General features: G+C 45.8%; 1 protein-coding gene. It reads right to left on the bottom strand.

Annotation, left to right across the window (positions count from 1 at the left end; genetic code table 11):
• A partial coding sequence (locus CXF79_RS17430; protein WP_157825896.1) for an Ig-like domain-containing protein occupies nt 1–227 on the bottom strand: 227 nt, incomplete at both ends.

Raw genomic sequence — 227 nt, forward strand, 5'->3', positions numbered from 1 at the left:
CCCCGTTCTTCAAACTGATGGACGCATCATCGGTGATAACAATACTGTTCAGTGTGCCCGTAATAGTGGCGGTGCCAACGGTAGTAGCACTGGTATAAATAGCAGTATACGTACCGTCATTGTTATCCGTAACAGTACCTATGTCGCCTAACGAGGTGTTTAACTCCACGTCACCCCCGCCATTGTTAACATTATTACCATTACTGTCTTTCACTTGTACCGTGATG

Source organism: Colwellia sp. Bg11-28 (assembly GCF_002836245.1).
In the GTDB taxonomy this organism is placed as follows: domain Bacteria; phylum Pseudomonadota; class Gammaproteobacteria; order Enterobacterales; family Alteromonadaceae; genus Colwellia; species Colwellia psychrerythraea_A.